General features: G+C 61.2%; 6 protein-coding genes. 1 reads left to right on the top strand and 5 read right to left on the bottom strand.

Annotated features, from left to right (window positions below):
* Positions 1 to 578: 578 nt before the first annotated feature.
* The 5 genes from glmM to FWD29_09595 form a co-directional block, all read right to left on the bottom strand.
* A complete protein-coding gene (gene glmM, locus FWD29_09615; GenBank protein MCL2804187.1) occupies positions 579 to 1,979 on the bottom strand; it encodes a phosphoglucosamine mutase in 1,401 nt (466 codons plus the stop codon).
* 21 nt (positions 1,980 to 2,000) lie between these two features.
* Entirely contained in the window at positions 2,001 to 2,489 is a 489-nt protein-coding gene (gene rpsI, locus FWD29_09610) for a 30S ribosomal protein S9 (GenBank protein ID MCL2804186.1), read from the bottom strand.
* A 9-nt stretch (positions 2,490 to 2,498) separates the two neighbouring features.
* The gene (gene rplM / locus FWD29_09605) at positions 2,499 to 2,948 is read right to left on the bottom strand and encodes a 50S ribosomal protein L13 (protein ID MCL2804185.1); all 450 of its coding nucleotides are present in this window, start codon (positions 2,946 to 2,948) and stop codon (positions 2,499 to 2,501) included.
* A 149-nt stretch (positions 2,949 to 3,097) separates the two neighbouring features.
* The gene (locus tag FWD29_09600; protein MCL2804184.1) at positions 3,098 to 3,367 is read right to left on the bottom strand and encodes a transposase; all 270 of its coding nucleotides are present in this window, start codon (positions 3,365 to 3,367) and stop codon (positions 3,098 to 3,100) included.
* Between the two features lie 127 nt (positions 3,368 to 3,494).
* Positions 3,495 to 4,898, bottom strand: coding sequence for a hypothetical protein (locus FWD29_09595; protein MCL2804183.1), 1,404 nt, complete (start codon positions 4,896 to 4,898; stop codon positions 3,495 to 3,497).
* Between the two features lie 455 nt (positions 4,899 to 5,353).
* On the opposite strand from FWD29_09595, the gene FWD29_09590 reads away from it, so the two are divergent.
* Positions 5,354 to 6,013: hypothetical protein (locus tag FWD29_09590; protein MCL2804182.1), on the top strand; the 660-nt coding region annotated here is incomplete at its 3' end.

The following is a 6,013-nucleotide window of genomic DNA, read 5'->3' as shown; positions in this document are numbered from 1 at the left end:
TCACGCCGGTACTCCGGTGTGAAGACCCGACGCTTGGTTGATCCCATAAGACACATCCTTCCGGTTCCATCCCCACCAGGGAACGAAACAAACCAGTGTCCGGACTAAGGGGTCAACCCCAGGCCGGCCGGACTCTTCGCAAACGAGATTGAGGCTGGCCGGAGTCACATGCGCGCGCCACCTGGGGTTTCGCCAGATCGATGTCCGGTGCAGGGTGAACTCGATTGTGACCGGTCCGGTGCAGGGTGAACTCGATTGTGACCGGTCCGGTGCAAGGTGAACTCGATTGTGACCGGTCCGGTGCAAGGTGAACTCGATTGTGACCGGTCCGGTGCAGGGTGAACTCGATTGTGACCGGTCCGGTGCAGGATGAACTCGATTGTGACCGGTCCGGTGCAGGATGAACTCGATTCCGGAGTCACCGCTGGGCCGAGCGATTGGCACAGGGCCGGGCTAGCTAGAGATGTGCGGGTTTGTTGGCGGCGCCGGCTATCCGCCGCTTGACCTGCACATACACCGTGAGGTCGAGCTTTGGCATGATTTTCTGCCAAAGCTCGGTGTCGCGGCGAATGAGCCGGTCAAAGGGCGAGTTCGCTGGCCACAACAGCGACCAGGCCCTGGGCCACCGATTCGGCTTGTTCGGCCGTGGCGGCCTCGACCATGACCCGGACCAACGGTTCAGTGCCAGATGGGCGCAGTAGCACCCGGCCGGTGTCGCCTAGCTCAGATTCGGCTGCGGCCACCGCGGCCTGCACCGCCGGGTCAGTTCCAGCCCGGGTCTTGTCCACCTCAGGGACGTTGATCAACACCTGGGGGAAGGCCTGCACCACCGAGGCCAAATCAGCTAGCGTGACGCCGGCCAGCTTGACCCGGCAGGCCACCTGGATCGCGGTCAGGGTGCCATCGCCGGTGGTGGCGTGCTCGGACATAATGACGTGGCCGGATTGCTCGCCGCCCAGCACATGCCCATTAGCCAGCATCGATTCAAGCACGTAGCGGTCTCCCACCGCAGTGATAGCCGTAGAGATCCCAGCGGCCTCCATCGCCTTAAACAACCCCAGGTTCGACATCACGGTGGTCACCAGGGTGTCGTTGGCCAACCGACCCTCACCCTTCAGACCAATCGCCAACAACCCCATGATTTGGTCACCGTCAACCAGTTGGCCAGCCGAATCGACCGCCAGGCAGCGATCGGCATCGCCGTCAAAGGCAAAACCCATATCAGCTTCGAGACCAACGACCGCCCGTTGCAGACGCTCGGGATGGGTCGAACCAACACCAGAGTTGATGTTGATGCCGTTGGGCTGGTTGGCCAGGGCCACAACTTCCGCACCCAGGCGACGGAAAGCCTCGGGCGCAACCCGGTGTGAGGCACCATTGGCACAGTCCAACACCACTTTGACGCCCTCGAGCGTGCAGGGAACAGTCCCTACCAGATAGTCGATGTAGTCAGCATCCAAAGACAGGTCGATTTGGATTTGGCCAACGTCTTGACCAACCGCCGGCGACCACGAGTCGCTCAGACGGGCCTCGATCAAGTCTTCGACCGAATCTGGCAGTTTGTAACCGGTGGCGGCAAAAAACTTGATGCCGTTGTCAGCAAATGGATTATGCGAGGCGCTAATCATCACGCCCAAGTCATAGCCATGGGAGTGGGTCAAATAGGCCAGGCCAGGCGTCGGCATGACCCCAGCCAAGACCACATCAACCCCGGCCGAAGCTAGCCCGGCCGCACAAGCGTCAGCCAGCATGTCACCAGAAACGCGCGAATCCACCCCCACAATGGCTCTCAAATGTTTCGGCACTGTGCACCCGCCGGCCGCGACGCTGCCGCCCGCCGCAGTTCCGGCATCGGCCGTACCAAATGTTTCGAACTCGAGCTCACGGGCGGCCGCCGCCGCCAAAGACAAAGCCAGGGTGGCCGAGATGTCACGGCCGGCAAGACCGCGCACCCCGTCGGTACCAAATAGACGAGGCATTTTCTCTCCTGCGGGACTAGATCAGCGCTTCGAGTACTGCGGCGCCTTGCGGGCCTTTTTCAGTCCGGCCTTCTTGCGCTCGGTGACGCGCGCGTCGCGGGTCAGGTAGCCGGCCTTCTTCAAAGTCGCGCGGTTGTGTTCTTCGTCAATCAGGTTCAGCGCCCGGGCAATGCCTAACCGCAGCGCCCCGGCCTGGCCAGACACGCCACCGCCGTCGACCCGAGCGATCACGTCGAAACGACCCTCAATGTCCAACACCGTGAAAGGCGAACGGACCTCTTGCTGGTGCAGCTTGCCAGGGAAATAGTCCTCCAGCGACCGGCCGTTGATTTGCCATTCGCCGCTGCCTGGCACCAACCGCACCCGGGCCACGGCTTCTTTGCGCCGGCCCAAAGCCCGCCCAGGGGCCACTAGCGACTGGCCGCGGGCCTCATCACTGGGGGTTTCCGAGGTGTATTCCGAGACAGTCTCTTCATCCAGGGCCTCTTCAGGCTCGACGATTTCGCTCAACTTGGTTCCTTAGGCTTTCTGCGCGACACGGTTGGGGACGTAGGCAACGGGCTGCTGGGCGGCGTGAGGGTGGTCGGGGCCGGCGTAGACCTTGAGCTTGCGTAGCTGGGCCTTAGATAGCCGATTCTTCGGCATCATGCCCCGCACGGCCTTGTGGATGACCTCTTCTGGCCGCTTCGCCATCAACTCGCCATAAGGCGTGGCTTTGAGCCCACCGGGATAGCCCGAATGGTGGTAGGCCATTTTGTCGCGCAGTTTGTTGCCAGTTAGGACAACCTTCGAGGCGTTGACCACAATGACGAAGTCACCGGTGTCAACATGCGGCGCGAAGGTCGCCTTGTGCTTGCCCCGCAGCAGGGTCGCCACCTGGCTGGCCAACCGGCCTAACACCAGGTCAGTGGCGTCAACGACATGCCAAGTCCGGTCGACCTGACCGGGCTTCGGGGTGAACGTGCGCACAGTCTTTGCCTTACTAGTTGTTCGGTGGGTCTTTGCGGGCAGGTGTCCCCGCAGCTGCGTGGCCTCGATGTGAGGCACGCAAAGACGCTCTAGCGTACCGCCCACCCCGCGAAACGGTCAAAAACCACTTGGCGATGCCGGCCTGCCGGCTAGTCCCCCAGGCCAAGGCGCCGGAGCTGGTGTTGGCTTTCGGCCTGGAGGTGTCGGCTGTGAAACTCCAAGCGCTGGCGATAGCGCCTGGCGTAGAGGTCCATTAGATCGGGTGCTTCTTGGTTGGCTTCCTTAACCCAACGCCTGATGGTCGAGTCGCTGGCTCTGAACCGCCAGGCCACATCGGCCACGGGCTCGCCGCGCAGGACTACCGCGCGGACGGCCTTGGCTTTGGTTTGGGGCGAAAACCACTTCCGTCTGTGCGCCACCGTCCAAACCTGCCACCAGCGGCGCCTTGCGGTCAACCGGGTTGGCTTGGGTTGGCCCGTGCCGTTGTCCGATGCCGGTCCTCACCGTGGCGCAAAACCTTGCGTCGTGGCTGGGCTGGGTTGGGGCTCACGGCAACGGATCCCAGTTCTGCACAATCACACTGTCAGGTTCCGGTGGACCAAGGTCCTTGCCCGCTAGCCATTTGCGCAGAGTGCGCATGACGAGCGGTTGCCGTTTCCAGCCCTTGTGCAGCCGGGCCCAGGTGTGGCCAATGGCGGCATGGAAGCTGCCGCTGGTAATGGGGTCGTTGGCAAAGACGCTTTGGCGGCCGTCTTGCAGCCAGCCTACTGACGCGCTGTTTTGCCAGCACACCAGCTCAAGCTCCAGTTTGGTGAAGGCGGAGCGCGGCAGCAGGGCCACTTCGAACTGGTCGTTGGTTTTCATTGCGGCGAGCAAACGCTCCAACATGGCCGCCAGCGAATCACGCGAAATGAAGGCCCGGCGGTGAAGCAGCGCCGACAAGGGTTCGTTTTGGACCCGTTGCCTGACTAGTCCGTCTTGGACATCGTCGCGGCACAGCACGATTTGATGCTTCCCGAGTTCAAAGTCGCCTTGGTCGCGGAACAAGAAGTCAGGCATGACAGGCAGCTGGTCTTTGCCAAGCACCACCGCGAACTCGGCCTTGGTCATTATCCCGATAGACGGGACACGGCAAATGGCTGAAAGACTCCCTTGTGGCGCCTTGGCGCCAGGCTCATTCCATCTGGGAAGGGGGCCTGCCTGCCAGTTTTGCGCGTCTGCTTGGCTGCCTGTGGGTTGCGTCAAGAACTCATACTGGCTAGCGGCGATGCTCCGGTTCATGAATGCGTCGCAATGCGCCGTAGCCCTGCGGATATGCCGTGGGTCAGTGCTCATGATAGAGACCAAATCATCTTCGGCAGTCGGATCCCTTTCGGCTTCCCCGCTCCAATATCCAGGTATTAGGCCCACAAAGTATTCTGCGGGCGGCTCGCCGCCGTAGTACCGGCTGCGCATAATGCCTTTCAGGTGGGCCACCAACCACAGCCGCGCGAAATGTGCGTCATTTTCCATGCCATAGCCTCGCCGGCTAATGAGGGTAAATGACGTGCCTCGCTCAATGGCTTTGCCGAGTCGTTTGAGGAACAACAGGGCGAACGGCACATTGTGCAAGAACAGGCCAAAACCGTTATGGGCGCACACAACAATCTGGCGTCCGGGTGGCAGGTCCATCACATATTCCAGCATCAGTAAGACGCCCCTGCGGAAGCCTCTTGCGCCCAGCAGGACCTGTTGCTCCGTGATGTAGTCGCCACTGTTCTGGATCGGTAGTGGCGCCGCTCTTGGGGGCATGGCTGGTAAGTCATCCGTGGTCAGGTAGCGGATCAGTGCATCTTTGGCGCTTTCCCCGCTGGTCCGGTAAGGAGCCAGTAGTTCACTCAGCTGGTTTTCGTGGTCCAGCGCCAGTAGCGCGTCAGCCAGCACGTGAACCGAACCGCTGCGAGTGGTCAAAGGGCGCGCGCCTTTTTGCCACCGAGAAATAATAGAGTTGGTCAGCCCGGAAGCCTTCGCCAGTTGGCGGGCTGAAATCCCCGTGGCGGTCATCACGCGGTTCAGGCGTGTGGTACTACCACCACCGCCAAGCTTAATTGTCTCACTCATGACCACCAGTCCCGGAGATTGTCTTGACTATTTTACCAGGTAGGCGGACAGAATCCCGGCCGAAATCGAGAGCTTTGGTGGCGCTGGTCACATGTGACCACGAGTCTATGTCCCTTGCCTGGTCAGAGCCGTTGCCACTATCCTCGCCAGGAGATGCCAACCAGCCTACCTGGAGCAGTGAAAACCGGGTAGCCATTCAGCCTGTGGCAGGAAAAGCAACGCGGCTTTAATGAAAGATGAATGGGGTAATAATGCAACGGAGCAACACTCATTGGCGCAGGTTCGGGTCATTGTCTCGTCCCAACATGTCCCTCCGCAAGGCCATGGCAGTCTTGCCCGCCGGAGCCCTGCTGGTGGCGGGGCTAGTGGTGATGAGCCCATTAACCTCACAGGCGGCGGACGGGGACATCTATAGCGAATCCGATCTGTTCAACCGCTTGCGGTTGAACACGCTGGATGAACCTGACGGTGCCGCAGAACGGGCGGCCAAGCAACCCTACGGCACCAACGCGGTCCAGATCATGACCGTCAATGAGCTGTACACCGGCTACACCTTCAACAACGACGACAGAACCATTATCGTCGGAGACGGCTGGCGGCCAGGCCAGACCTTCGGCACTGCCAAACCCGCCACCCCAACGGGCAACTGGCGGAACTGCATTGCTGTGGCCGCCGCCGAGGGCAACTTTGGCGGGGCGGTGGAAGGGCGCCAGGACGCTGTGGCTGTCTTGAGCGTCTACCATTCATATACGGGCTATTGGGTCTTCGAGCTTTGGGTAGAAGGCCTGGCCGGGACTACGGGCAGCCGCTTCCTTGGCGAAGTGGCGCGCATCCCAGTCACGGCCTTTCCTGAGAGGCTGTTGCAGCAAAACCTGCACATTGCCACCGGTGACGTCAATGGCGACGGCTTGGATGAGATTGTTCTCTTAGCTCCGCTCCAAGAAACCCGCAACATGACGGTGTAT

It is taken from the genome of Micrococcales bacterium, from assembly GCA_009784895.1.
GTDB lineage: Bacteria > Actinomycetota > Actinomycetes > Actinomycetales > WQXJ01 > WQXJ01.
This window is presented reverse-complemented; position numbering and strand designations above follow the sequence as displayed.